The 25,143-nt window shown below is 64.4% G+C and carries 24 protein-coding genes; 13 read left to right on the top strand and 11 right to left on the bottom strand.

What is annotated here, in order from left to right; all coding sequences use genetic code 11:
- Positions 1-11: 11 nt before the first annotated feature.
- The 4 genes from QYR03_RS07220 to QYR03_RS07205 all read right to left on the bottom strand — a co-directional run bounded on the left by QYR03_RS07220 (position 12) and on the right by QYR03_RS07205 (position 5,075).
- Positions 12-1,292: a Dyp-type peroxidase gene (locus tag QYR03_RS07220; protein ID WP_301712557.1), complete on the bottom strand. Its 1,281-nt coding sequence runs from the start codon at positions 1,290-1,292 to the stop codon at positions 12-14.
- A complete protein-coding gene (locus QYR03_RS07215) occupies positions 1,261-1,851 on the bottom strand; it encodes a copper chaperone PCu(A)C (protein ID WP_301712556.1) in 591 nt (196 codons plus the stop codon). The genes QYR03_RS07220 and QYR03_RS07215 overlap by 32 nt, the downstream gene beginning before the upstream one ends.
- A 92-nt stretch (positions 1,852-1,943) precedes the next feature.
- The gene (locus QYR03_RS07210) at positions 1,944-3,905 is read right to left on the bottom strand and encodes a prolyl oligopeptidase family protein (RefSeq protein ID WP_301712555.1); all 1,962 of its coding nucleotides are present in this window, start codon (positions 3,903-3,905) and stop codon (positions 1,944-1,946) included.
- 24 nt (positions 3,906-3,929) lie between these two features.
- On the bottom strand, positions 3,930-5,075 hold the full coding sequence (locus QYR03_RS07205; protein WP_301712554.1) for an alpha/beta hydrolase family protein: 1,146 nt from the start codon (positions 5,073-5,075) through the stop codon (positions 3,930-3,932).
- A gap of 413 nt (positions 5,076-5,488) precedes the next feature.
- Between QYR03_RS07205 and QYR03_RS07200 the strand changes: the two genes are divergently transcribed.
- Complete coding sequence (locus QYR03_RS07200) at positions 5,489-5,614, top strand: hypothetical protein (RefSeq protein ID WP_259848951.1); 126 nt, start codon at positions 5,489-5,491, stop codon at positions 5,612-5,614.
- 394 nt (positions 5,615-6,008) lie between these two features.
- Here the strand turns inward: QYR03_RS07200 and QYR03_RS07195 are convergent, their stop codons facing one another.
- Both QYR03_RS07195 and QYR03_RS07190 read right to left on the bottom strand, forming a co-directional pair.
- Complete coding sequence (locus QYR03_RS07195) at positions 6,009-7,106, bottom strand: HNH endonuclease (RefSeq protein WP_301712553.1); 1,098 nt, start codon at positions 7,104-7,106, stop codon at positions 6,009-6,011.
- A gap of 290 nt (positions 7,107-7,396) precedes the next feature.
- On the bottom strand, positions 7,397-8,389 hold the full coding sequence (locus QYR03_RS07190) for an alpha/beta hydrolase family protein (RefSeq protein ID WP_301978497.1): 993 nt from the start codon (positions 8,387-8,389) through the stop codon (positions 7,397-7,399).
- 138 nt (positions 8,390-8,527) lie between these two features.
- Between QYR03_RS07190 and QYR03_RS07185 the strand changes: the two genes are divergently transcribed.
- The 3 genes from QYR03_RS07185 (at position 8,528) to QYR03_RS07175 (ending at position 11,416) form a co-directional block, all read left to right on the top strand.
- Positions 8,528-8,971, top strand: coding sequence for a hypothetical protein (locus tag QYR03_RS07185; RefSeq protein WP_259848947.1), 444 nt, complete (start codon positions 8,528-8,530; stop codon positions 8,969-8,971).
- Positions 8,972-9,042: 71 nt separating this feature from the next.
- Positions 9,043-10,455, top strand: coding sequence for a dihydrolipoyl dehydrogenase (gene lpdA, locus QYR03_RS07180; protein WP_301712551.1), 1,413 nt, complete (start codon positions 9,043-9,045; stop codon positions 10,453-10,455).
- Between the two features lie 274 nt (positions 10,456-10,729).
- Positions 10,730-11,416: a hypothetical protein gene (locus QYR03_RS07175; protein ID WP_301712550.1), complete on the top strand. Its 687-nt coding sequence runs from the start codon at positions 10,730-10,732 to the stop codon at positions 11,414-11,416.
- 121 nt (positions 11,417-11,537) lie between these two features.
- Here QYR03_RS07175 and QYR03_RS07170 read toward each other — a convergent pair whose 3' ends face one another.
- Complete coding sequence (locus tag QYR03_RS07170; protein ID WP_301712549.1) at positions 11,538-12,014, bottom strand: SRPBCC domain-containing protein; 477 nt, start codon at positions 12,012-12,014, stop codon at positions 11,538-11,540.
- A 319-nt stretch (positions 12,015-12,333) separates the two neighbouring features.
- On the opposite strand from QYR03_RS07170, the gene QYR03_RS07165 reads away from it, so the two are divergent.
- The 8 genes from QYR03_RS07165 (at position 12,334) to QYR03_RS07130 (ending at position 19,714) form a co-directional block, all read left to right on the top strand.
- A complete protein-coding gene (locus QYR03_RS07165; RefSeq protein ID WP_259848943.1) occupies positions 12,334-13,092 on the top strand; it encodes a succinate dehydrogenase cytochrome b subunit in 759 nt (252 codons plus the stop codon).
- A 20-nt stretch (positions 13,093-13,112) separates the two neighbouring features.
- Positions 13,113-15,293, top strand: a complete 2,181-nt coding sequence (locus tag QYR03_RS07160; RefSeq protein WP_301712548.1) for a fumarate reductase/succinate dehydrogenase flavoprotein subunit — start codon at positions 13,113-13,115, stop codon at positions 15,291-15,293.
- Positions 15,293-16,042, top strand: a complete 750-nt coding sequence (locus QYR03_RS07155; RefSeq protein WP_301712547.1) for a succinate dehydrogenase/fumarate reductase iron-sulfur subunit — start codon at positions 15,293-15,295, stop codon at positions 16,040-16,042. The genes QYR03_RS07160 and QYR03_RS07155 overlap by 1 nt, the downstream gene beginning before the upstream one ends.
- 171 nt (positions 16,043-16,213) lie before the next feature.
- Positions 16,214-16,591, top strand: a complete 378-nt coding sequence (locus QYR03_RS07150) for a hypothetical protein (RefSeq protein ID WP_259848940.1) — start codon at positions 16,214-16,216, stop codon at positions 16,589-16,591.
- 87 nt (positions 16,592-16,678) lie between these two features.
- The gene (locus QYR03_RS07145) at positions 16,679-17,998 is read left to right on the top strand and encodes a DUF445 domain-containing protein (RefSeq protein WP_301712546.1); all 1,320 of its coding nucleotides are present in this window, start codon (positions 16,679-16,681) and stop codon (positions 17,996-17,998) included.
- 37 nt (positions 17,999-18,035) lie between these two features.
- Complete coding sequence (locus QYR03_RS07140; RefSeq protein WP_301712545.1) at positions 18,036-18,614, top strand: CGLAU_01105 family protein; 579 nt, start codon at positions 18,036-18,038, stop codon at positions 18,612-18,614.
- 97 nt (positions 18,615-18,711) lie between these two features.
- On the top strand, positions 18,712-18,990 hold the full coding sequence (locus tag QYR03_RS07135) for a DUF2516 family protein (protein ID WP_301712623.1): 279 nt from the start codon (positions 18,712-18,714) through the stop codon (positions 18,988-18,990).
- A 28-nt stretch (positions 18,991-19,018) separates the two neighbouring features.
- Entirely contained in the window at positions 19,019-19,714 is a 696-nt protein-coding gene (locus QYR03_RS07130; RefSeq protein ID WP_301712544.1) for a hypothetical protein, read from the top strand.
- Here the strand turns inward: QYR03_RS07130 and QYR03_RS07125 are convergent.
- From QYR03_RS07125 to QYR03_RS07115, 3 genes are all read right to left on the bottom strand, one after another.
- Positions 19,711-20,487: a DUF2993 domain-containing protein gene (locus tag QYR03_RS07125; protein WP_301712543.1), complete on the bottom strand. Its 777-nt coding sequence runs from the start codon at positions 20,485-20,487 to the stop codon at positions 19,711-19,713. The genes QYR03_RS07130 and QYR03_RS07125 overlap by 4 nt on opposite strands.
- A 66-nt stretch (positions 20,488-20,553) precedes the next feature.
- Positions 20,554-21,369 (bottom strand): class I SAM-dependent methyltransferase, encoded by an 816-nt coding sequence (locus QYR03_RS07120; protein ID WP_301712542.1) that lies wholly within the window; start codon positions 21,367-21,369, stop codon positions 20,554-20,556.
- A gap of 21 nt (positions 21,370-21,390) precedes the next feature.
- The gene (locus tag QYR03_RS07115) at positions 21,391-21,882 is read right to left on the bottom strand and encodes a DUF2505 domain-containing protein (RefSeq protein WP_301712541.1); all 492 of its coding nucleotides are present in this window, start codon (positions 21,880-21,882) and stop codon (positions 21,391-21,393) included.
- Here QYR03_RS07115 and QYR03_RS07110 point away from each other — a divergent pair.
- Positions 21,871-22,974, top strand: a complete 1,104-nt coding sequence (locus QYR03_RS07110; RefSeq protein WP_301712540.1) for a UDP-N-acetylmuramate dehydrogenase — start codon at positions 21,871-21,873, stop codon at positions 22,972-22,974. The two genes, QYR03_RS07115 and QYR03_RS07110, sit on opposite strands and share 12 nt — an antisense overlap.
- On the opposite strand, the gene QYR03_RS07105 is transcribed toward QYR03_RS07110, so the two are convergent.
- Entirely contained in the window at positions 22,975-24,882 is a 1,908-nt protein-coding gene (locus tag QYR03_RS07105) for a long-chain-fatty-acid--CoA ligase (protein WP_301712539.1), read from the bottom strand.
- Positions 24,883-25,143: the final 261 nt, after the last annotated feature.

Raw genomic sequence — 25,143 nt, 5'->3', positions numbered from 1 at the left:
GAGGGGTAACTCTACCCGCGCGCGCCGAAGAGGTCCTGCCCCCAGTATTCGCCGTCGGCGGTGCCGTGGGGGACGGCGAAGACGGCGGAGCCGATGTGGGTGATCCATTCGTTGAGCCGGTCAGCGCTATCGAGCCTTTGCTGAATGGAGTTGAACTGGGTGCGCGGGTCTTTTTGGAAGCAGATGAACATCTGACCCGCGTTGGACGTGCCGCGGGAATCGGGGCCCGGCGGCATGTCGTAGTTGTACGGGCGGCGGAAGATCCGCTCGGTGGGGTCGGCGGACTTGGCGCGCGCCATGTGCGAGTTGGGGTCGATGACGGGCAAGCCGTACTCGTCGCGCGCCTCCAAGTCGGGCGCGTCGAATTCGTCGGTGCCGCCCAGCGGGGCGCCGTTGTCGAGGCGCCGCCCGGAGACGACCTCGCGGGAGGGGCGGTCGAGGATGTCCCATTCGTCGAGAAGCATTGCTATTCGACGCACCACCATCGCCGTCCCGCCCTTCACCCACGCGGGGCCGTCGTCGATCCAGACGACGTCGTCGAATTCCTCGATGCTCGGGTTGCCGGTTCCGTCGAGTTGGCCGAAGAGGTTGCGCGGCGTTTCGCCTTGCTGGATGGAGCCGCGGGCGTGGAGGAAGCCGTCTTGAACCCATGCGACGTCCGTGTAGCTGCGCGCGCCTTTGACCATGAAGCGTGCAGCGTGGGCGACGGTGAAGCGGTCGTCGGCGCAGATCTGCAGGCAGATATCGCCGCCGGACCATTCATCGCGGAGTTCGTCGCGGCTGTATTCGGGCAGGTCCGCGAGCCATTCGGGCGCATCGCCCGTGAGGCCGAGCTTGTCGAGCAGGCTGCGGCCGTACCCGACGGTGATGGTGAGGTTCGCGGTCGAGCGCAGGTTCTCCGGCTCGAGGTCGGCGAGCCCTGCGCGGCCGCCGCACATGCGTCGTGCGTCGTCGGTCCACAGGCGCATGAGGCGCACCATGTCTTCCCGCGTGTTCTTACCGTCCTTGACGGTGAACGCGATGAGCTTGCAGAACGACTGCTCCGGCGTCGCAATTCCCGCCTGGTGCTCACCGTCGAACGCGACCGTCGCATTGTCGTCCGCGGTTCCTTGTCCGGGCCACGCGTCAGCAGGCTTATCGACGCCACCCTCATCCCCGCAAGCGCTCGCCCCCGCCGCAACCGCGGTCGCTGCGCCGGCGACTCCGACGCCGCGCAGGAACTGGCGGCGGGTGGGAGAGGGCGTGCCGGGGTCGAGGCGGCTAGTTGTGCTGCCCGTGGGAATCGTGCTCACCGCCTGCGTAGTCCTCTTCACCGGACGGCTGCTCGCGCACCGGGAAGTCGGCGGTGAAGTCAGAACCGTCGCCCAGGGAGAGGTTGAACGTCAACGTGTCGCCGGCCTGGATCGGGTCGGCGTAGTTCATGATCATCAGGTGTTCGCCGCCGGGGGCGAGCTCGAAAGAGCCGTTCGCCGGGATGGTGAAGCCACCTTCCTTCTGGCGCATTTTGCCGTCGATGACTTCGTGGAGCTCGGTGCTGGCGCCCTTCAGGTCGGGGGCGGTGAAGTACTCGACGGTGATCTCGGCCGCCGATGAGTTGGTCAGGGTGCCGAAGCAGGCCGTCATGTCGGAGTTATCCTCTTTTGCGCGGCAGTAGCCGTCGGCGAGCGCGATGGAAGAGGACTCGCGTTCGGGCTTCATCGCCTGCCCGGTGCTGGCGGCGCTGTCGGCGCTGCCGGAACCGTTGGCGGCGTCGGAGCTGTCAGAGCTGTCGGCGCTGTCGCTGGAGCAGCCCGCCAATCCGAGAACGCCTGCGCACAGGACTGCAGCGAGGGCCGTGATCTTTTTGTTCATGTTGTGTCCTTTTGTGTCCGTTCCCAGCTAATCCCAGAATTTCTTTTGTTTCAGGGGTAGTCGGAAGTTGGTGGTGATTAGTTCCCTGTGAGCTACCGAGCATCGCCGATGCGTGCGTCGAGCCAGCTGTAAATGAGGGATTCGACGCGGGCGACCTGCTCGTTGTCGGCGGCGCCGGCGTGGCCTCCGGCGGTGTTCTCGAAATAGTCGACCGGCTGGCCTGCCTTCGCCAAAGCGAGCGCGAAAGTTCGGGCATGGGCAGGGTGGACGCGGTCGTCGCGCGTGGAGGTGGTCACCAGCGCCGGCGGGTACTCGACGGCGGAGAAGTCCGCGATGTTGTGCAGAGGCGACCACTTTTCAATGGCAGCGCGCTCCTCAGGCACGTCGGGGTCGCCGTACTCGGCCATCCAGGACGCACCGGCGGAAAGTGTGTGGTAGCGCAGCATGTCGGTGAGGGGCACCTGAATCACCGCGGCACCGAAGAGCTCCGGGTACTGGACGAGGGCACCAGATGTGAGTAGCCCGCCGTTGGATCCGCCGCGAATGCCCAAGTGCTCCGGTGTGCTGTACCCGCGGGCCACGACGTCGTCGAGGACCGCGCGGTGGTCCTCCCACACCTTGTGGCGGTTCGTCTTCACCGCCTGGGAGTGCCACTCAGGCCCGAACTCGCCCCCGCCCCGCAGGTTGGGCTGCACGTAGAAATATCCTCGCTCCAACCACGCGGCGCCGCGGACAGCGGAATACGCGGGAGTCAGGGAGACTTCGAAACCGCCGTACCCGCCGACGAGGGTCGGGCGCGGGCCGCGTGAGAAGTCGCCGGTGATGAAGTACGGGATCGCGGTGCCGTCGGCGGAGGTGGCCCAGTGCTGGCGGGTTTCGAGGCGGGAGGCGTCGAAAAGCGCTGGTGCGCGGCGCACGACCTCGCCGTTGCGCAACAACGTCGCCGGGGTGGTGAACGACGACGCGTTGATCCAGACCTCGTCGCCGTCGAGGGGGCTGGTGCTCACAACGTGGGCGGTGGCGGCATCGGGCAGGTCAAGCTCCGTGCGCTCCCACGTGCCCAGGTCGAAAGAGCTGATGCGCGTCGTGACATCGTCGAGTGTGGTCACGAGCAGCGACGACGCGGTGAATGACAGATCCTCCACCGTCGTGCCGCTCACGAGGGTGCGCACGTCACGGTCGCCGGCGAGGAAACGCTCGAGCTCGATCACGCCGAGTTCACCGCCGGCCAGCCCCGCGAAATCGGTGCGCGGAAGCAGGAAGAGCCACTGGCGGTGGGGGATGGGGGTGCAGTCGGTGGGGACGTCGATAAGCGTGCCGTCGATGTATGTGCGCTGGTTGTAGAAATCGAGCGCGCGCGTGAAGATGGTGCGCTCGAAGCCCGGCGTGGGGTCGAAATGCGCTCCGACCGCGACGTCGCTGCGCTCGCCCCGGAATTGGACATCGGCGTCCCGTAGCTCGGTCCCGCGCCGCCAGAGACGCACCTCCGCCGGGTAGCCGGACGTGGTCAGCGAGTCGCCGCCGAGGTCCGTGCCGACGAAGAGTGTGTCGCGGTCGACCCAGCTGACCTCCGATTTTGCTTCCGCGAGCTCGAAGCCGCCGAATTCACGCGTGGCCAGGTCGAACACGCGCACGACCACAGCATCCGCGCCGCCACGGGAGAGTCGGACGAGCGCGCGGTCGCAGGCGATGGGGCGCACGGACGCACCCTTGAACACCCAGTCCTCGTCCTCGTCGGCGGCGAGCTTATCGACGTCGACAAGCACCTCCCACCCCTTGCCCCCCAAATAATCCTCGGTGGTGGTGCGTCGCCACAACCCGCGCGGATGCTCCCGGTCGCGCCAGAAGTTGTACAGGTAATCGCCGCGGCGCGAAACGTACGGAATGCGGTCGTCCGTGTCCAGAATGTCGCGGATACGCCCCGCGAGAGAAACTGTGCCGTGTTCCACGGCCGTGCGTTCCTCCGTCTCGCGCGACCAGCTCGTGGCCCAGTCGAGGGCCGCGCCGCCAGTGATGTCGTCGAGCAGATGCGGGTCGATAGTGAGGTCAGGCATACCCGAAAGCCTAACCCCGGGGTTTTACATATTGAAGGCGGGCTTCAACGTGCTGAACCAGGAAGTCTCCAGGTCCTTGCGCCACACCGGCCAAGAGTGGGTGCCCACGTTGCGGAACTCGTAGTGCGCCGGGATGTTCAGGCTGTTCAGCTTCGCCTGCAGGTCATGGTTGCAGCCATTGATGGCGGCCTCGATCACGCCACCCTCGGCTTGCAAAGTCAAAGCTGTGCCATATGCCTGACCCTGGGTTGCGCCCTTGCCGACGATGTAGCTGACCATGTCCTCCTTGGCGGCCAGGCCGGTCGCCGTGGAGACGTAGAGCTTGGTGCCGCGCAGCTTATTCGCGTTGACCAGCGCGTCGTTCGAGCGGTTGTACGGGCTGCCCATCGGGCCCCACATCTGCTCCGGGGTGACCGTCTGGAAATTCGCGGCCACGCCGGCGCCGCGGTTCACCGTCAGGCGTGCGAAGTTGTACGGCGCCGGGGTGGAGGTCGCCGCGCAGCCCGAGAAGGACGCGGCCGCGTCGTAGAAGCCCTGCGCCTTTGTCGGCAGCACCAGAGCCGAGGTTCCCGACATGGAAAAGCCGACGATCGCGCGGCGGTTATCCGCGCCGAGACGCTTCTCGATCGGACCCGGCAGCTCCTTCGTCAGGAACGTCTCCCACTTCTGCGGGCCCTTGAAGTAGGCGGCCTTTGGAGTGTTCAGCCAGTCGGTGTAGTAGGAGAACGCGCCCTCCATCGGGATGACCACGTTGACGCCCTTGTCCTTGTAGAAATTCGCCGTCTCCGCGTACGTCAGCCAGTCCGCATTCTGCTCCGCACCGCCAGCGCCGTTGAGGAGGTAGATCGTCGGGGCGTTCTTCACCAGCTCGCCCTTGCCATTGCGCGCCGGGATGACAGCGACCGGGATGTCGCGGCCCATCGAGGGGGAATTCACCCAGAACGCCCACACGTTCTTGTGGTCCACCTGGCCGACCCACTTGGCGGTCTCGCCTGTGGTCACGGCGGTGGGGGCGGGATGCGCGTTCCAGTTCTTCACGGTGCCCACCGGTGCATTGCCCGCGACTTGGGCCGCGGTGACCGGGGCGGCGTCCGCGGTGAGGGCCGGGACAGTGCTGAAAGCGAGTGCCGTTGCGGTGGTGAGTGCGGCGACTGTGCGGACGAGCTTCATGACGACATTCCTTAAGTTTGGTCTGGGAGCAGGGTCGCGCCGTGCGCCCCGGCGTTATGGTTCCATTCCGGTTTTTCGCTGAAAGTCAGCGTTGTGTTACCCGGGTGGGAGGCTGAGAGCAAACTTGACTCTATCGGTGGGAGCGCTGACCCACAACCGTTCATTCTGTTTCGGTTGTGAATCGAGTTAACCATGTTACGATCCGTCCTGCGAGTATTGTCGTCGGAAGTGCCGTGGGCGTCGCTGCCGAACGCCGCGGACGTAACGCGACCGCCCGCACTCCCGAAAAACCCCGTGAACAATTAAACAAGCACGACCAAGCGTCGCTGACCGGCCTTCCCCGCTGGAAAACCGGCAGGGGCATAATTCACAATCAGAAGCGCACGTGCACTAAAAGGAAGGAATATCCCACCATGCCGAACTACGGTCTTCACCCCGTCGAGCAGTTCCAGGTTGCCATCAACGAGTTCCTCGGCGGCATGCTGCACGGCCTGTCTTCGACCTCTTCCAACATCGCTCTCGGCCTGGGCATGTTCTAAACGCCTCTCTCGTTGATCACGAAATGATCAATCGCTGATTGCTCCAAGATGTTTCAAGATGCTTCAAGGTTCTTCCTGAGCTCTTGAGACAGCGATAGCGGGAATTCCACGTCGGCTCGTGCAGCCGGTTTTCGCATTCTTAGGGCATATACTTCCGAAATTCACCAAGGTCAGAGACCGGAAATCGTCAATTCCGGACACACATTTTGACCTTTATCCCGGACATGACGCATCTGGCGCAGACGGGCGCCGTTCGTTAGGCATGCTGAAGTGGGCCATCCCGCGTGGGTTTTGTGCGGGATCGCCTTGGTCAGCTTGTGGCCCTCCGGTCGGTGCAGCTAGAGCCAGTGACGGAACCGAGTTCGGTTTCGGAACCGGGGCCGGGGTGTGGGGGTTATTGGTTGAACAGTTGGTGCATGGCTCCGTAGGGGTGGCGGTCGTTTTTCACTGCTGCCCCGCCTGGGGAGACCCAGGTCGGGGTCGCACCCCTGATTGCTATTCGCCCCCTGTGCCTGTGTTTCGGGTCGTCGTCGTTGGTGCGGTTGTGGTACCTGCACAACACCGACAGGTTGGCCATGTTGGTTTCCCCGCCGTGTGCCCAGGCGGTGATGTGGTGGACCTCGCAGTTATCAGCGCCGTGCCGACACCCCGGTACCGGGCATGTTGTGAGCATCATGCGGGCAAGGTCGCGTTGCTTAGCGTTCGCGAAACGCCGCTCCCGGTACAGGTTGACCGCACCTTCCACCGCGTCGAACAGGCCGACACCGAGTTGTGCGCCGTGGACTTCGTTGAGGTACTGCGCCCCTGTCATCGTCGTGCCATCGGTAAGCCCCAGCACGACATCATCACCGTTACCGGCAAGGATTGTGGTGTAGTCGTCAAGGGCGATCAGCACCATCGGCCGGGCCACAGAGGCCCCCACACCACCACCGCCACTGCCGTCGTTGTCGGTGTCGGCTGTGATCAGGTCGACGAATGCTTCATACATCTGCGGGCCCGCCGGACGATCCGGGCTAAGACCGCGCCGCAGTGCGTACTCGAGGGCGGCCATGGTGTGCTCATCACCAGTAATGGTGCATGTGCGCATGTTTGTGCGTGACCCGGTAAACCGGACTGTGGCAGCCGGGGCGGGCCTGTCGTCACGATCCGGCACGATCTGACGTGCCTTACGCTTCAACGCCTCGTAGTCACCCCGGACCGATAGCAGGGCTAGACGTAGCGTCCATTTCTCGGCCGGGTCGGTGATCTTCTTCGTCCGGTCTTCAATCAGTGCGAGTTGGTCGAAGGTCTTTGCCGTTTCCCGAGCGATTGCCACAGCCTGGCGTTGCTTCTTCGTGAACCGGGTGGGCCCGAAGTAGGTCTTGTAGAGGGTGTCCCATTCGGTGATGGTGGCGGGTTTGATTCCGGCACGCATAGCTGCCTGACGGTCAAAGCCCGCCAGGATCATCAAAGGGTCAGCCAACGTAGAAATGAATGCATCGAAATCGTTCATGGCTTTGAGAGTAAAACCATGAAACGATCCCGGACGCCCCACCACCTCAAACCTGTGGATAAACAAAAGTTATCCACAAGGCAGATACGAGCGCGGGTGCGGGAAAGTGGCGTTGACGTGGGAAAAGGGGCCGGTTCCACGGTGCGCAAAAAAAGTTTTGCCGGGCGGGAAGAAAGCGCGAACACCGCCGCCGAACCAACTCGCGGCGCGCGAAGGGTTGGCAAAACGCCACGGCTAGGCAAAAGAAAAACCGCCCGCTTTCAGTCGTTCAGTGCAGTCGCTGCGTGGACCTAATTGCTAGATCCGTTCCACGTGAGGCGCACGGGGAGATCTTTGCCTCGTTCGGCCGGCACGAAGTTCTCGCCGACAAGGGCCGGGCCGAACGTGGTGTCCCAGGAGCGGTACATGTCGTCAGCCCAGAGTGCCCATGCGTGGGTGCCGGTCTTGCGGAGCTCGTAGTGGGCCGGAATGTTCTCGCTGTTCAGCTTGGCACGCAGGTCGTGGGTGCACGAGTTGGTCGCTGCCTCGATGACGCCGCCTTCGACGGTGGCGGTGAATGCGTCGTAGATGGCCGTGGACGAGCTCTGGCCATTCGCAACGCGGAAGCCGACCATGTCCGTCTGGGAGCTGGTGCCGGATCCATTAGAGATGTAGATGGCTTTGCCGCGCAGCTTCTCGGCGTTGACGGGGGCATCGTTGTAGCGGTTGTACGGGCTGCCCCTCGGGCCCCAGATGTGGGCCGGGGTGATGGATGCGTAGTTGGGCTCCTTCGCGGCGCGATTCACGGTCAATGCGGCGAATGCCCACGGTAACGGGGTGGAAGTGGCGGCGCAGCCGGAGAAGGATCCGACGGCGTCGAACTTGTCGGGGTAGTGCTCCGCGAGCAGGAGTGACGAGGTGCCTGACATGGAGAACCCGAGGGTGCGACGCTTGTCGTTCGCGCCGAGTTCCTTTTCGACGGCCGGAGGAAGTTCTTTGCCCAGGAACGTGGACCACTTCTGCTTGCCCTTGAAGTAGTCGGACTTCTCCTTCATGGTGTCCCCGTCGGTGAGGCAATCGACGTAGTAGGAAAAAGCGCCCTCCATTGGGATGACGATGTTGATGCCCTTGTAGAACTTCTCCGCCTCACCGACGGAAATCCAGTCTCCGCTCTGCTCGGAGCCGCCAGCGCCGTTGAGCATGTGAAGGGTGGGCGCGTTGTCGACCAGATTGCCCTCCTCATCAGTAGCGCGGACGAGAGCGACCGGGATGTCGCGGTCCATGGACTTGGAGTAGACGTACAAGCCCTCGACACTCTTGGTGCCGTACCAGGACTGTGGTGAATTACGGTCGCCCCACCGCTTCTTCGGAGCCTTCTCCCGGGCGGATGATCTTGCTCATCTTCGCGACCGTTTCCGGGGCGGTGCTGGGGTCCGGCACACTTGGGCACGAGCCGCGATCTCAGGATCCACGTCTTCCTGACCCTGTTGGGCGAGGCCGTTTACGAGCGCGTTGATGTCAGAGGCGGCCTGACCGGCGTCCGTTTTGGTGCCGATCTCATCCGCACCCTGAGGCGGGGCTGCAGCATCAGCACCCTCTGCGTCCGCAGCCGTGTCGGCAGCGGGGGTATCAGATGCCTCCGGGGCGGCAACCTCTGCAGGGGCGTCCTCATCGCTGAGGGGGCGGACTCGCCGACGATGGGGTCGTTTGCGCCGTCAATAAGCGTGCTCGGCGCTGTGGCCGTGTCGTTGTCCTGGGCGTTGACGACGGTGAACGACCCGGCGGCGATAGCGATCGCGGCGACGGACGTGAGAGCGGGGCGGGACAGCTTCATGCGTAGGGTTCCTTCGCTGATGAAGGAACGGAGACTGGGCACATCATGCTAAAAGAGCGTCGAACTTTGAAGCGGAAAGCACCCCCGCAGCGAGTTTGCGCAAGCGCACGTATCCTAGGGGTCGTGGCTAATGAACATTTTGACGTTGTAGTACTCGGCGCTGGCCCTGGCGGCTACGTCGCCGCAATTCGCGCAGCCCAGTTGGGCAAGAAGGTCGCGGTTGTAGAGAAGCAGTATTGGGGCGGTGTGTGCCTGAACGTGGGCTGCATCCCCTCGAAGTCGTTGATCAAGAATGCTGAAGTGGCGCACATTTTCAACCACGAGGCGAAGACGTTCGGCATCAAGGGCGATGTCTCCTTCGAGTACGGAGACGCGCACAAGCGCTCCCGCAAGGTCTCGGAGAAGATCGTCGGCGGCGTCCACTACTTGATGAAGAAGAACAAGATCACCGAGATCAATGGTCTCGGCACGTTCAAGGATGCGAAGACCCTGGAGATCACCGAGGGTGATGACAAGGGCAAGACCGTCACGTTCGACGATTGCATCATCGCCACGGGTTCTGTGGTGAAGACCCTGCCGGGCATCGAGCTTTCGGAGAATGTGGTCTCCTTCGAGGAGCAGATCCTCAACCCAGAGGCACCGGAGAAGATGGTCATCGTCGGTGCGGGCGCGATCGGCATGGAGTTCGCGTACGTGCTGTCCAACTATGGCGTGGACGTCACGGTCGTGGAGTTCATGGACCGTGTCCTGCCGAACGAGGACAAGGACGTTTCCAAGGAGATCGCCAAGGCGTACAAGAAGCTCGGCGTGAAGCTCCTGACGGGCCACGCGACGACGGCTGTACGCGACAACGGCAGCTCCGTCGAGGTGGACATCCAGAAGAAGGGCTCCGACGACACGGAGACGCTCACCGTGGACCGTGTCATGGTCGCTGTCGGCTTCCAGCCGCGCACCGAGGGCTACGGCTTGGAGAACACCGGCGTGAAGCTGACGGACCGCGGCGCGATCGACGTGGACGAGCGCATGCGCACCAACGTCGACGGCATCTACGCCATCGGCGACGTCACCGCCAAGCTGCAGCTCGCCCACGTGGCTGAGGCACAGGGCATTGTCGCGGCTGAGACCATCGCGGACGCGGAGACGATGGAGCTGGGCGACTACCAAATGATGCCACGCGCGACGTTCTGCAACCCGCAGGTCGCGTCCATGGGCTACACCGAGGAGCAGGCGCGCGAGAAGTTCGCGGACAAGGACATCAAGGTCGCCACCTTCCCGTTCTCGGCGAACGGCAAGGCGCTGGGTCTGGCGGAGTCGCAGGGCTTCGGCAAACTCGTCGTGGAAGGCGAGTACGGCGAGATCCTCGGTGCCCACCTGGTTGGCGCGAATGTGTCCGAGCTGCTGCCGGAGATCAACCTGGCGCAGCGCTTCGACCTCACCGCGGGTGAGATCGCGCGTAGCGTGCACATCCACCCGACGTTGTCGGAGGTGCTCAAGGAGATCGCGCACGGCGTTGAAGGCCACATGATCAACTTGTAGCCTCCCGCTTATCGACGGATGGGAAACGCCCCGAGCCCCTGCTCGGGGCGTTTTTCTGTGGTCTCCCGGCGGGTGGTTGGGGTATTGATTTTGAGAGGATAGCACGACGAAAGTTCATTTCGTCGTTAAAGTAAAGCGCAGCCAGTCTTTAAGGCGCATAGATCTGATCCGAAGCTCTCTCCAATAAAGGGGAGCCGATAACAAGGACGCTTCAAACGGTTACGGTCAGCAGGGCTACGACCAGCAGGGCTACGGCCAGCAAGGGTTTCAGCAAATGGGGGTGCCGTATGGCCAAGGTGGCCAGCAGAACGGCTCGGGCGGTGGCTCCGGCAAAGTGATCGGCATCATCGCCGGCATCGTCCTTGTTCTCGCGCTGCTCGGCGGTTTGCTCTATTTCCTTCTCAGCGGTGGCGACGAAGAGGGCTCCGGCGGGGGTGGCGGCGAAACCTCGACGGCGCCGACATCGGGCGCGGCCCCTAGTAGCGGCGGCGATACCGGCAACGGCAAAGGCAAGGACAAGGGCAAGGGGCAGGGTTCCTCCCGTGAAAACCCGTTGCCTGTCGGATCGTCGGTGGAGAACAAGGATTGGAAAATCACCCTGAACACCGTCAATCTGAACGCCAATGACGACGTGAAGAAGGCCAACGAGTACAACGATCCGCCGGAAGCGGGCAAGAAGTACATGATGATCAATGTGACGGCCGAGTATTTGGGCGACGACGCGCAGGGAAGTTCTCCGCTGCTCCAGGTTGAGTACATTTCTCCCGACGGGCAGACTGCGCGGGAGTACGACGCTCTCGTGCTGATCGACGATGACTTTGAGAGCGGCAAGACCCTCTATTCGGGTGCTTCGACGACCGGAAACATCGTCATCCCGATTCCGGAAGCAGACGGCGACAAGGGCACGATTTCCATCCAGCCGGCTGTGAGCAAGGAGAAGACGTTCTTCGCGGTTAAATAAGGAATAAGTGCCGCCAGCCATGCGCTGGAAAGCGAACCGTGAAAAGCGCCCCGCACTTTCCCGATTGGGAAGTGGTGCGGGGCGCTTTCGCTATAGGGGGCAGGAGTTCAGTTTCTGGCTCTTAGCCCTTCTGGGTGGGGTTGTCGGTGCCGTCGACAGCTGCGGCGAGCGCGGCGAGGGACTCTTCCATCGCTGCGTCGTCGAAGTTCTCGGACATCTTGCGGACCTCGTCGGACTCGATCTCGCTGCGGTCGTAGGTGAGTGTGACGGAGGTGCGGTCAGCGCCCTCGGAAGACAGCTCGTAGAGCCACTTCGCTCCGACCTCGACGTCGGCAGTGAGGTTCTTCAGGTTCTTCCAGCCGATGACCTTGTTCTCCTGGAAAGCGAAAACCTCGTTACGGGTCTGGTAATCGCCGTCCTCCTTGGTCATGTTCATGACGAAAATGTCGCCGACCTTCTCCAGCTTCGCGTCGGTGTCGGTGGAGACGACCATGCCGGAATTGTCGGTCTCGGCGTGGCGGGAGGGATCGGACAGGAGCGCGAAAATGTCGTTGGCGGATGCGTCGATGATTCGGGTTGCAGAATTCGTATCAGTCATGGGCCCCACTGTAACGAAGACTGCGGAGCTTCACCGCCGCGGAGATAAGGGACAGCTAACAAACCAAAGTTCGACACCCTTCGGGGTATTCAATGTGTAGTAGCCCGCTGAAAACGGGTGTGGGTGCGCTAATTCACATTTCCAGGTGAGGGGTGGGCGTCGAAAAGCTGGTGCTCATGTGAACTGCGATGTTGGCCGCGCGGCTGTGGGCGTGCGTCCAAAGTGGCGTCTGCGCCCCCTGTGGGTGGGGGTGACGGGCGGCTCCGACTAGTGGGGAACCTTCGGTTAATCGTAAAGTTGAATCGACACTGGAGGTGCCATGACTGTTCAACATGTAGATCGTGACGCAATACGTCACGGCAAGATCACTGAGGAGCCGCTGCGCGAGCGGCCCGGGGTGCCTACGTGGGCGCTCAAACTCACAATGGCTGTGACAGGCCTGTTCTTCTTCTTGTTCGTCATCGGCCACATGGTCGGCAACCTGAAGATCTTCATGCCCGACCACGGCCGTACCGCTGCCATCGATGAATACGGCGAGTTCCTGCGCGAGATGGGCCAGCCACTGTTCCCCGGTAGCTCGCTGCTGTGGATTATCCGCATCGTCCTGCTCGTCTGCCTCGTGCTGCACGTCTGGGGCGCACTCGCGCTGAAGGCGCGCTCGAAGCAATCCCGCGGCAAGTTCCGCCGCACCAACCTGATGGGCGGACTGCAGTCCACCGCGGCTCGCGCGATGATCGCTACCGGCATCATCCTGCTGCTCTTCATCATCTTCCACCTGCTCGACCTGACCATTGGTGAGGTCGTCGCATCCGACGCCTTCGTCGCAGGCGCGGTGAAGAACAATCTGCTGGCCACCTTCGCGCCGGCACGCTGGCCGGTGACCCTCTTCTACGTCATCGCGATGATCGCCTTGTTCTTGCACCTCACCCACGGCGTGTACTTGGCGGTGTCCGACCTTGGCTGGCTGGGTAAGCGTGGCAGCGCCATCATGGTCGTGCTCGCGTACTGGATCCCGGCCATCGTAGTGATCGGCAACATCGTGATGCCGCTGGCCATCGCATTCGGAATGGTGTCTTAGGAACGGCTGGAGGAACGTCAATGACTACTGCACACAACGCGGGCAACAACAAGCCCGGGAAGGCACCCGCACAACGCGTCGACGGCAAGGAGCCGACGCGCACCCAGGTCGCCCCGAACAGCGCCGACGCGAAGCCGATGAGCGATCAGGCCACCAAGGACCGTCCGGCCGAGGCTAAGGGTGCGACCAACACCCCGGCGGCCAAGAAGGACGAGAACAAGGACTTCACCAACCCGAAGTCCAAGGCCGCTGGCGTCACCCCGGGCAATATCCTTGAGAGCAACGAGCCCAAGGGTGTCCCGATGCGCGACATGTGGACCTACCAGAAGGACCACATGGAGCTCGTCTCCCCGCTGAACCGCCGCAAGTTCACCGTCATCGTTGTCGGCACCGGCCTCTCTGGCGGCGCGGCCGCAGCCGCCCTCGGCGAGCTGGGCTACAACGTGAAGAACTTCACCTACCACGACGCACCCCGTCGCGCGCACTCCATTGCCGCGCAGGGCGGCGTCAACTCCGCCCGCGGCAAGAAGATGGACAACGACGGCGCGTACCGCCACACCAAGGACACCGTCAAGGGCGGCGACTACCGCTGCCGCGAGTCCGACTGCTGGCGCCTCGCTGTCGAGTCGGTCCGCGTGATCGACCACATGAACGCCATCGGTGCGCCGTTTGCGCGCGAGTACGGAGGCGCACTGGCCACTCGCTCTTTCGGTGGTGTCCAGGTGTCCCGCACCTACTACACCCGCGGCCAGACAGGCCAGCAGCTCCAGCTGTCCACGGCATCGGCGCTGCAGCGCCAGATCCACCTGGGCAACGTGGAGATCTTCACGCACAACGACCTGGTCGACTTCATCATCACCGAGAAGGACGGCAAGAAGCGCTGCGAGGGCATCGTCACCCGCAACCTGATCACCGGCGAGCTCGTGCCGTTCACCGGCCACGCCGTGGTTCTGGCCACCGGCGGGTACGGCAACGTGTACCACAAGACCACCCTGGCGAAGAACTCCAACGCTTCGGCCATGATGCGCGCTTACGAGCACGGCGCATATTTGGCTTCCCCGGCGTTCGTGCAGTTCCACCCGACGGGTCTGCCGGTCAACGCCAAGTGGCAGGCGAAGACGACGCTGATGTCGGAGTCCCTGCGTAACGACGGCCGCATCTGGGTCCCCGAGAAACAGGGCGACGACCGCAACCCGGCCGACATCCCGGAGGAGGAGCGCGACTACTTCCTGGAGCGCCGCTACCCGGCATTCGGCAACCTGGTTCCGCGTGACGTGGCTTCCCGCGCGATCTCCAAGGAGATCAACGCCGGCCGCGGCATCGGCCCGCTCAACAACGCCGCGTACCTGGACTTCTCCGACGCTATCGAGCGCCTGGGCAAGGACACTATCCGCGAGCGCTACTCGAACCTGTTCGAGATGTACGAGGACTCTATCGGAGAGGACCCGTACGAGGTGCCGATGCGCATCGCCCCGACCGTCCACTTCACCATGGGCGGCCTGTGGACCGATTTCAACGAGATGACCTCCATCGACGGCCTGTTCGCCGCCGGCGAGTGCTCCTGGACCTACCACGGCGCTAACCGCCTCGGCGCGAACTCACTGTTGTCCGCTTCGGTCGACGGCTGGTTCACCCTGCCGTTCACCGTCCCGAACTACCTGGCCGGCCACCTCAACGAGGAGGTCCTGAGCCTGGAGTCCGCCGAGGTCAGCGCCGCTGTCAACCGCTCGCAGGAGCTCATCGACCGCTTGATGAACGTCAACGGCACCGACCCGCACGGACCGGACTACTTCCACGAGAAGCTCGGCGCGATTCTCTACGAATGCTGCGGTGTGTCCCGTAACGTCGAGCTCATGGAGAAGGGCCTCAAGGCTGTCCGCGAGCTGCGCCGTGACTTCTGGGCCAACGTGAACATCCCGGGCGAGGCGATGGACATGAACCAGACCCTGGAGAACGCGATCCGCGTCGCGGACTACATCAACCTGGGTGAGCTCATGATCATCGACGCTCTCGACCGCGACGAGTCCTGTGGCGCCCACTACCGCGAGGACCACCTCTCCGAGGACGGCGAGGCGGAGCGCGACGACGAGAACTGGTGCTTCGTCTCCGCATGGGAGCCGGGCGGCGATGACAAATTCATCCGCCACGCCGAGCCCCTGTACTTCGATTCGATCCCGCTGATGACAAGGAACTACAAGTAATGAAACTGACACTTGAGATCTGGCGTCAGGCCGGACCCGACTCCGAGGGCAACTTCGAGACCGTTCAGGTCGACGACGCTGTCGAGCAGATGTCGATCCTGGAGTTGCTGGACCACGTCAACAACAACCGCGTCGAGGCTGGCGAGGAGCCGTTCACGTTCGCGTCCGACTGCCGCGAAGGCATCTGCGGCACCTGTGGCGTGTCCGTCAACGGACGCCCGCACGGCGCCGGCCAGAACACCACGGCCTGCCTGCAGCGCCTGTTCAACTACAAGGACGGCGACACTCTGCGCATCGAGCCGTTCCGCTCCGCGGCGTTCCCGGTGATCAAGGACCTCACCGTGGACCGCTCGGCGCTGGACCGCGTGATGCAGCAGGGCGGCTACGTCTCCATCCAGGCCGGCACGGCTCCGGATGCCGACACCCTGCACGTCAACCACCAGACCGCGGAGAAGGCGCTTGACTTTGCTGCCTGCATCGGCTGCGGCGCGTGCGTCGCTGCCTGCCCGAACGGTGCTGCGCACCTGTTCACCGGCGCGAAGCTGACCCACCTGAAGCTCCTTCCGTTGGGACAGGAGGAGCGCGGTAGGCGCGCACGCCAGATGGTGGACGAGTTGGAGACCAACTTCGGCCACTGCACGCTTTACGGCGAGTGCGCGGATGTCTGCCCGGCGGGAATTCCGCTGGAGGCGGTCGGCGCCATCAACAAGGAGCGCGCACGCGCGGCCTTCCGCGGCAAGGACAATTAGCTCTTAGCCGGAGTCCGCGCGCGCATGAGAGCTCGCGCGACGCTGGGCAGGCTGGGACCGGGTTCGCGCCCGGCCGAGCGTGCCTATAATGAGAGGCGAGTCCGCGAAAGCGGAGGGCCACCACCGCCACGGGCACCCCGGTACAAGGATTAAGGAAAGAGAGACAGTTCCATGAGTGGACATGCAGGACCCGCACCTGTTGCGGATATTTCGGCCGAGAGCTTCCCGGAGTACGGCACGAGCATCCAGGACGGCTACCTCAACGGTTACGACCCGGTGTCGCTGGGTGCGCCGCACTCGTCGCTGGTCAAGAACATCACTTGGGTCGGCATGGCGCTTATCCTGGCGTCACTGGCTGGTATCGGCACCCTGGTGTACGGTGCGGCCACCTCAATCTGGGGTCACGGTGCCAGCGACGACATTACGCAGATCGTCCTCATCATCGGTGCTGTGCTGACCGCGGTGACGCTGATCGGTGGGTTCATCACTATCCGCGTCGGCCGTTCCGGTTACCGCCAGTACCGTAAGGCGACCGGCCGCCGTAACTAACCCCTTGTCCTTGAATTAGGGGCCCGCACTAGCCTCCTGCCCGCGCGCGAGCGTGAGTGGGAGGCTTTTTTGCGCTTTAATCGGCGTATGGGAAAGCACGATTTGGGGGAGAGGGAGGCGTCGGTAAGCGATCGGCTCGCCGTGCCCGGGCCCTCCCCGGAAGTGGAGGCGGAGCGCCGGCGCTCGCTGCGGATGCATAAGACGTGGGTGACGGGCCTGCTGGTGCTTGCGGCGCTCATTTATATCGCATGCGAGTGGTGGATCACGCGCGGCGCGGCTCCTGGCTGGGTGCCGTACGTGCGCGCGGCGTCGGAGGCCGGCATGGTCGGCGGGCTGGCGGACTGGTTCGCGGTGACAGCGCTGTTCCGCTACCCGATGGGTGTTCCGATTCCGCACACGGCGCTGGTGCCCAAGAAGAAGGACCAGATCGGCGGGGCGCTCAGCGAGTTCGTGGGCGAGAACTTCCTCAACGCGGAGCTGATCACGGAGAAGGTCGCGGAGGCGAATCTGCCGGAACGCACGGGCGCGTGGCTGTCGCAGCCGGATAACGCGGAGAAGGTCTCTGAGCAGGTAGGCCGTTTCACCGGCAACGCGATCGCGGCGATCGACCCGGAGGATGCGGAGGCCCTGATCAACCACCAGGTGCTTGACCGTCTCGCGGAGCCGGCGTGGGGGCCGCCTTTGGGGCGCATGTTCGACGGGTTGATCGCGGACGGCAAGGTGGAGCCTGTCGTGGAGGACATCATCTCCTGGGGGCGCGCGAAGGTGGGCACGATGGAGGAGTCGGTGGTCACGATGATCGATGAACGGATGCCCAGCTGGGCACCGCGTTTCGCGAAGGAGCTCGTGGGGGAGCGCGTTTACCGCGAGTTGGTGGAGTTCATGCGCGAGATTGACTCCGACCCGGACCACGAGGCGCGCCAGGCGATCCGCCGCACAATCGCGCAGTTCGCGTCCGATCTGCAGTTCGACCCCGAGATGATCACGCGCGTTGAGTCCATCAAGGGCGACATCATGGGATCCACGGCCGCTAAGTCCGTTGCGGGGGAAATGTGGGGCACCGTCTCGCAATCGGTTATCGACGCCTCCTTCGACCCCTCGTCGCCCCTTCGCCGCCGGGTCGCCGAATTGGCGCAGGAATGGGGCGGGCGCATCGCCACCGATGCTGAACTCCGCGCTTCGCTGGATCGCCGGATCCAGGGCGCGGCCCGTTTCATCGCGGACAACTATGCCTCCGACATCACCGCGATCATCTCCGACACCATCGAGCGGTGGGACGGGCGTGAAGCCGCCGACAAGATCGAGCTCATGGTGGGCAAAGATCTGCAGTACATCCGCGTCAACGGAACGATTGTCGGTGCGCTGGCGGGCCTGCTTATTTACACTGTGACGCAGATACTGTTCTAGATTCCGCCGCGCTTCACACCACCGAGGAGACGACACCGTGACCGATAATTCCGCCGCCGACGACAAGCGGCATGACGACGACAGCCTCATGAACTCCCTCAAGGGGGCAGGTGAAGCGTCCCTGAACGCATGGTCGCGTCTCGGGGACCTGGCTGGCGAGTTCGGCCGCAATTTCCGCGCGGACCGCGACGCAGAGACGACCGGCGGTGCGCACGCCGCCGACACTGAGGACCTGACCGACGACCACGCCGGATTCGGCGACCAGTTCAAGGCCGCTATCGCGAATGCCCGCGAGGCGTACGACGGTGAGGAGAACGACCGTGATTTCCGCGCCGCTTCCGCCTCACTGACCGGCGACGCCGGGTCGATCCTCCGCGACTTCGCTGGCAGTGTGACACGCGCCGCCGACACCGCCCGTGAGTCTGACGAGGCCGACAAGATGAAGTCCGCCCTGCGCGACGCCGCCGACGAGGTCCGCGGGACCTTCAGCGCAGCCGTCAACACGGTCCGCAACCGCGGAGACGAGGCTGACCGCTCGGACGCCTCCGATATCATCGACGGCGAGGTTGTCGGGGACAAGGATTCCGGCAACACCGACACGACCAACGACAAGTAGAACCCGGGCTCGGCGGTGACCGAGCTTTTTGGAAGGCAGGCACGATTCCGCGATGACGCTCATGAATCTGCAAAACATGTCACTGCAGGGCTGGATTATGCTCCTGCCGTCTCTGGTGCAGGCGGTGCTGCTGATGGCGGTGGGCGTTGCGGGGATCGTCGGTGCTGTGATGGCGGGCGTGACCCGGGCCGACGCCTTCGAGGCTGGCGACCGGATGCCGAAGTTGGTGTGGGTGGCCATCCTCCTCGTCAGCTCGATCGCGTGCCTGGTGGGTTTCCAGTTCCTGGCTTTGATCGGGTGCATTTTCATCGGTCTGTACTTCTTTGACGTGCGCCCGCAGCTGAACAATATCCTGCGCGGCAATTACGGCTGGTAACAGCTAGTAACGGGCGGTGACTTGAGCAGTGGCGGACAATCCACACACACCGGCGGGAGGCGGTGACGGCGACCTGTCGTGGCTCACGAGCCGCATCGGCCGAGCGGACTATACATGCCTGGGATGCCGCAGCGGTGGGGCTGAATCGCCTGACGCGGACTTCGCAGCACTCATCGCGGAAGCCGGCGCCGGCACCGTGTGCGAACCGACGCGTGTGGCGGAGGCCAGGCGCGCAGCCGGACCGCACGGGCGGGTCATTGCGCTGATCGGGTGGCCGACGGGGCGGCACCACAGCCTCATCAAGGCCGCCGAGGCGCGCATGGCGGTAGAAGACGGCGCCGATGAAGTGTGGGTGGCTGTCGACGCAGAAGCGCTCGCGGGGGAGCCGGGGCGCGACTCAGAAGCCGCCACCACAACCACCACAGCCGCTGTGAACGCAGCTCTCGCCGACATCATCGCGGTGAACCAGATGGTGGACGAGCCGACCCGATTCGGTGTCACCTGCCCGGACACTGTGGGGGAGCGCGCCCTGCAGGAGCTGGCTGACGCGGCGGTGAAGGTGGGGGTGGATGTGGTGGCGGTGGGCGTCGAAAAGCGGGATGCTGCCGCGCTGCCCGCCGTGGCGGAGAGATGCTCCCTGGCGGTGCACGGGCGGATCGATTCGCTCGACGCGGCGGCCGACGCGCTGCTGGAGGGGGCGGAGCGCGTGTACCCGGCGGGCTAGACCGGCAGCTGCTTCATGTGGACGTTCTCACCGGCAACGGTGATGCGGAAGCCGTTGTCCACGACCTGGAACTGCTGAATCTGCATTGGGCCGACGACGTCCTCGTTGAGGCCGTTCTCGAGGGCACTGCTCACAGCCTCGGAGAAGAAGTCCGGCAGGTCGCGCCCCAGGATCTGGGTGGATTCGGCGGCGAAGGTCATTTTGCCGTCGCTGACCTCCGGGCGCAGCTCCACGCCGAACGCGCCGTTGGAGAAGGTCACGTTGAACGTGCCCACTGCCGGGTTGGTGCGCACATCGGATACGGTGAGGATCCCGTCGTACTCGGCGAAGCGGCCGTTCTGAGCCTCGTCGAGGGAGCGGTGCAGCTCCTGCTGGAGCATGTCGCGCACCAGGGCCTGCGGCAACTCCGTGTGGAGGATGAGGGAGTCGGCGCTGGGGTCGTCCTGGTCGAGGACGAAGCCGGTCGCGTCGATGGTGGCCGGCGGGTTGCCCACGATCTCGTCGCTGTCGGGGACGAGGGTGGAGGGCACGTCGATGTTGATGTGCTGGAGTTTCCCGCGCGCGAGCCCGAGGAGGACGGGGGAGGCGCCGAAGTGGACGGAAGCGTCTTCGCGCATGTCCGCGGACTCAGGTGCGGAGTCGCGCACGCTCGCCCGGATCTGCTGCGCGATGAGGCCGCGAACGGCCACTTCGGCTACGAACAGCAGAATGACCAGGCCTGCGATGATGCCCAGGGCGATTTTCCAGCCCCGGCCAGTGGAAGAGCGCGTCATAAACGCCCATTGTGCGTGACAGCGCTTATGTTTGACAACCTCGACTATAAGCCTGCGCGGTGGAAATTAGCTGGTAGGCGCCACCGCGGTCCAATCCACAGTCAACGTGTTGTCGCGTATGCGGCGGCGCACAGGTTCAAGGGGCCATCCGGAGTCGATGAGTATCTGGTGGGCGTGGCGCCAGCGGACGCGCGGCCCGTGGGGCGCCCAGCCGGAGGAGCGCTCCCACGCGTCATCGGCGGCGGCGAGAAGCTCGTGGATCGGCTCGCCGGGGACGTTGCGGTGGATCAGTGCCTTCGGCAGGCGTTCGGCGACATCGCTCGGCTTGTCGACGTCATCCGGTGCCCACGCCAAGGTGAGGGTGCGGGGGCGGGCGGTGGCGTCGATAAGCAGCCATGCGGCGCGGCGGCCGAGTTCGTCGCAGGTGCCCTCGATGAAAAGCCCGCCGGGGGCGAGGCGCGCGGCGACGGTCTCCCACGCCACGGCGACCTCGGCCACGTCGTACTGGCGCAGGACGTTGAACGCGCGCACGAGGTGCGGCCGGTAGCCGGCGAGCTCGAAACCGCCGAGCTCGAAGGTCACGCCGTCGCGCGGCGGCAGGACACGGTCGGGGTGGATCTCCAGGCCCACCACACGTGTGCGCGGGTTGATCTGCCTCAGCCACCGCGCCCATTCGACGGTGGTGGTGTGGGAGGCGCCGTAGCCGAGGTCGATGGCTAATGGCCTGTCGGCGCCGCGCAGCAGTTCCTGCACATCGGGGTTGTAGCGGGTCCAGCGGTCGGAGCGCCGCAGCCGGTTGTAGCCGGTGGTGCCGCGGGTGATAACGCCGTACGGCCGGCCATTCCCGCCCTGCGAGCGCAGGTTGTGGGCATGATCGGCCATAGCTGAAAGGGGGGGTCGAGTTTAGAAGTTCTCAGTGATCCACTTGTCGGTGAGCTCGCCCTCCTGGGTGAACAGGTCCTCGAGCGCCTCGGCGACCTTCGGCTCGATGGCTGGGCCCATGAACGGGATGTTCACGGAGGTCTCGGTCTCGTAAGCCAGCTTGGTGGTCTCGCCCTCGCCGGTGAGCTTGATGGAGCCGCCGAAGTCGACCGGGGTGCCCTTGACATCCGCGGTGAAGGAGATGTCGGCGTTGCCGCCCTCGAGTGCACCGATCTTGATGACGCGCTTGACCTTCAGCGCCTGGGAGACCATGGCGCGCACGGCCTCGGGCAGGAGAGTCTGCGGGAGGACCTCGTAAAGGGTGACGGAGTTGTCGGTGAATTCGTTGACCTCGCCCGGCTCGGGGGAGAGGTGCGCGGCGATGTACTCCCAGTATTCGCGGGTGGAGTACGCCTTGTGCACCTTGTCGGCGGGCTGGTTGACGGTAACGGTGTTGTCGCTATGAGTAGCCATGCCACACAGACTACCGTTGTTGTCGTGGCTGAAACATCTGCGACTCAACTGGATTTGGAGCCCTTAAAGGGCGTGCGGCTGAAGGATTTGACGACGTTGCGCGTGGGCGGAACACCGCGTGCGGCGTGGCGCGCCCGTACCGCGTCGGAGCTGGCTTCGGCAGTGTCGCTTCTCGACGCCTCCCGCGAGCCCCTCCTCATCCTCGGCGGGGGGTCCAACCTCGTGGTGGCCGACGGCGACCTCGACCTGACGGTCGTGGTGGCGGGCAACGACGATATTTCCGTCCGCCCCGACGGTGTCGTGCGTGCCGGCGCCGGTGCCGTGTGGGACGACGTGGTCGCGGCGGCGGTGGGTGCGGGACTGTCGGGAATTGAGACCCTGTCCGGCATTCCGGGCTCCGCCGGTGCGACGCCGGTGCAGAATGTCGGTGCTTACGGTGCCGAGGTCGCCGATGTGCTCACCCGCGTGCGGCTGCACAACCGCGAGACAGGCGCTGACGAGTGGGTGCCGGCCAGGGACTTGGATCTGGCGTACCGCTACTCCAACCTGAAATTCACCGGCCGGGCCGTGGTGCTGGAGATCGAGCTGCAGCTCACCCCGTCCGAGTTGTCCATCCCTCTCCGGCACCTGGGCGGGAAACAGCTGCCTTTGGCTCAGGCCCGCGAGGAGATCCTGCGAGTGCGTGCCGCCAAGGGCATGGTGCTCGACCCGGAAGACCACGACACCTGGTCGGCGGGATCCTTCTTCACCAATCCCGTCGTCGCGCCCGAGCTGGCCGACCATATCGCCCGCACTGTCGAGGCGGAGCGGCCCGGTGAAGGGGAGACCATGCCCCGCTACCCGCAGGCCGACGGGAAGGTGAAGCTGTCCGCGGCGTGGCTCATTGAGCGCGCCGGGTTCAGCAAGGGATACCCGGACGAAACCGCCCCCGCACGTTTGTCCACCAAGCACACGTTGGCGTTGACGAACCGTGGAGGGGCGGCGGCGGGGGACGTCGTCACGCTTGCGCGCACGGTGCGTGACGGTGTGCGCGAGTGTTTCGACGTCGAGCTCGTGCCCGAACCCGTGTGGATCGGGCTGACTCTCGACTAGTTAGTTCTCCTCGTCGAGGCGGTGGCGGCCGGCATCGCCTTCGGTGGCATCAGCCTCGGCGTTGGCGCCGTCAGCCTCGGCCCCGGCGGAGTCCTCCGGTGCCTTCTCCAGCGACCAGCCGTTCTCCTTCGCGCCCTTTTCGATCTGCTCCTCGGTCGGCTCCTCCGGCGAGCCATCGGCATTCTCGCCGTCGGCAGCCGTGCCCGCGTTGAGGCGGTCGATGAGCGACTGCTGCACCTCGCGGCGGCGGATCTTGCCCGTCATGTCGCGCTGCAGCTCCTCGAAGTGGTAGAAAGTGCGCGGCACCTTGTACGGGGTGAGGCGCTCGCGGGCGAAATCCTGCAAGCCCTGCGGATCCAGCGCTGCACCTTCCTCGAGGGTGACACAGGCGACGACATCCTCGGAACCGTCCTCGCGCGGGCGGCCCACAACTGCGATGTCGGCGATGTCGCGGTGCGCGCGCATCACGTTCTCGACCTCGTCCGGATAGACGTTGAAGCCACCGGTGATGATCATCTCCTTGATGCGCGAGACCAGACGGATCCAGCCGTCTTCCTCCATGACACCCATGTCGCCGGTGCGGAAGTAACCGTCGACGAACGCCTTCTCGTTGGCTTCAGGCTTGTTCAGGTAGCCCTTCATCACCTGCGGGCCCTTGACCACGAGCTCGCCCGGCTCACCGTCCGGCATGAGTTCCGTCGGGTTGTCCGGGTCGACGATGCGCACGAGCGTGTTCGGGAACGGCACGCCGATGTAGCCCGGGCGGCGGCTGCCGTCCATCGGGTTCGCGGTGACGATCGGCGCGGTCTCGGTCAGGCCGTAGCCCTCCACCAGCTTGCCGCCGGTGATCTTCTCCCACGCCTCGACAGTGGAGACCGGAAGCGTCGACGCGCCGGAGAAGGAATTGCGGATCGAAGACAGCTTCTGGCCCTTCTCCGCCGCCGACGCGGCAATGCGCTGGTACAGGGTGGGCACGCCCGGGACGAAGGTGGGCGGATTGCGCTTCAGAGCGTCCTGGATCAGGTCCGGCTCCGGCGCCGGAAGCAGGGTGATCTCCGCGCCGACCAGTAGGCCCAGACCCAAGTTCAGGGCGAGACCGTAGACGTGGAACAGCGGCAAGATCGCCAGGACCTTCTCCTCTTCCTTGCCCAGGTCCTTCATCCAGGCGCGGCCGGCCTTCATCTGGTGGTTGAAGTTGCCGTGGGTGATCTGCGCACCCTTCGGTTCACCGGTGGTGCCTGAGGTGTACAGGATGACCGCGGTGGTGTCCTGCGTGATCTCCGGGGTTTCAAGGTTGTGGCCCTCACCGCCGAATGCGGCGGACAGGAGAGTCTCGAACGGGATGGTGTCCGGAGCCGGTCCGGAGAGCTTCTTGCGGGATTCGCGCAGTTTCTTCAGCGGCACGTACTTCAGCGCCAGCTCCATGTACTTCGGCATGGCCTTGGTCATGTCGACGGAGACGATGGTCTCCAGCGGAGTGTCGTTGCGCAGGGAGGCGAGTGCTTCGACCGACTTGTCCCACATGACGGCGACGCGGGCGCCGTGATCGTTGAACTGGCCGCGCAGCTCGTGCGCGGTGTACAGCGGGTTGTGCGCCACGACGGAAGCGCCGAGGCGCAGCGCCGCCAGGAAGGTGATCGCGAACTGGGGGCAGTTCGGCAGGACAATCGCCACACGGTCGCCCGGGCGGACACCGAATGCTTTCAGGCCGGCGGCGCAGCTGCGGACCTGCTTGTCCAGCTCGGAATATGTGATCGTGCGGCCGAAGAACCACATGGCGTTCTTGTAGGAATGCTTCGAAAGGGTGTCCTCATAGAGGTCCAGCAGGGTGTCGTCGCCCAGTTCGACCTCCGGCGGGGTCCACTCTGCGTAGCTTGACAGCCAGGCCTTTTCTTCGAATGCCGACAATGTTCTGCCCTCCGTTGAAGTGTCTCGTCGGTTGATCGTTCGGTGTTCAGTAAATTCCCCATTGATTTACTTCGACAAAGTATATAAGTGATTTGAGTGGGATGTCAGATAATTTATGATCTCGGTCACGAAATGGGGGTAATGAGGGGCGTTTCGCACCCGCGCGCCATGCAATGCGCACTGAAGTAGACATCGCTGGCCCCACAGGCGGTGCCCGCCCACGTAATGTCACGGAGTGAGTCACTCATCAGCGAGATGCCT

The organism is Corynebacterium sp. P4-C1, assembly GCF_030503595.1.
Lineage (GTDB): Bacteria > Actinomycetota > Actinomycetes > Mycobacteriales > Mycobacteriaceae > Corynebacterium.
This window is presented reverse-complemented; position numbering and strand designations above follow the sequence as displayed.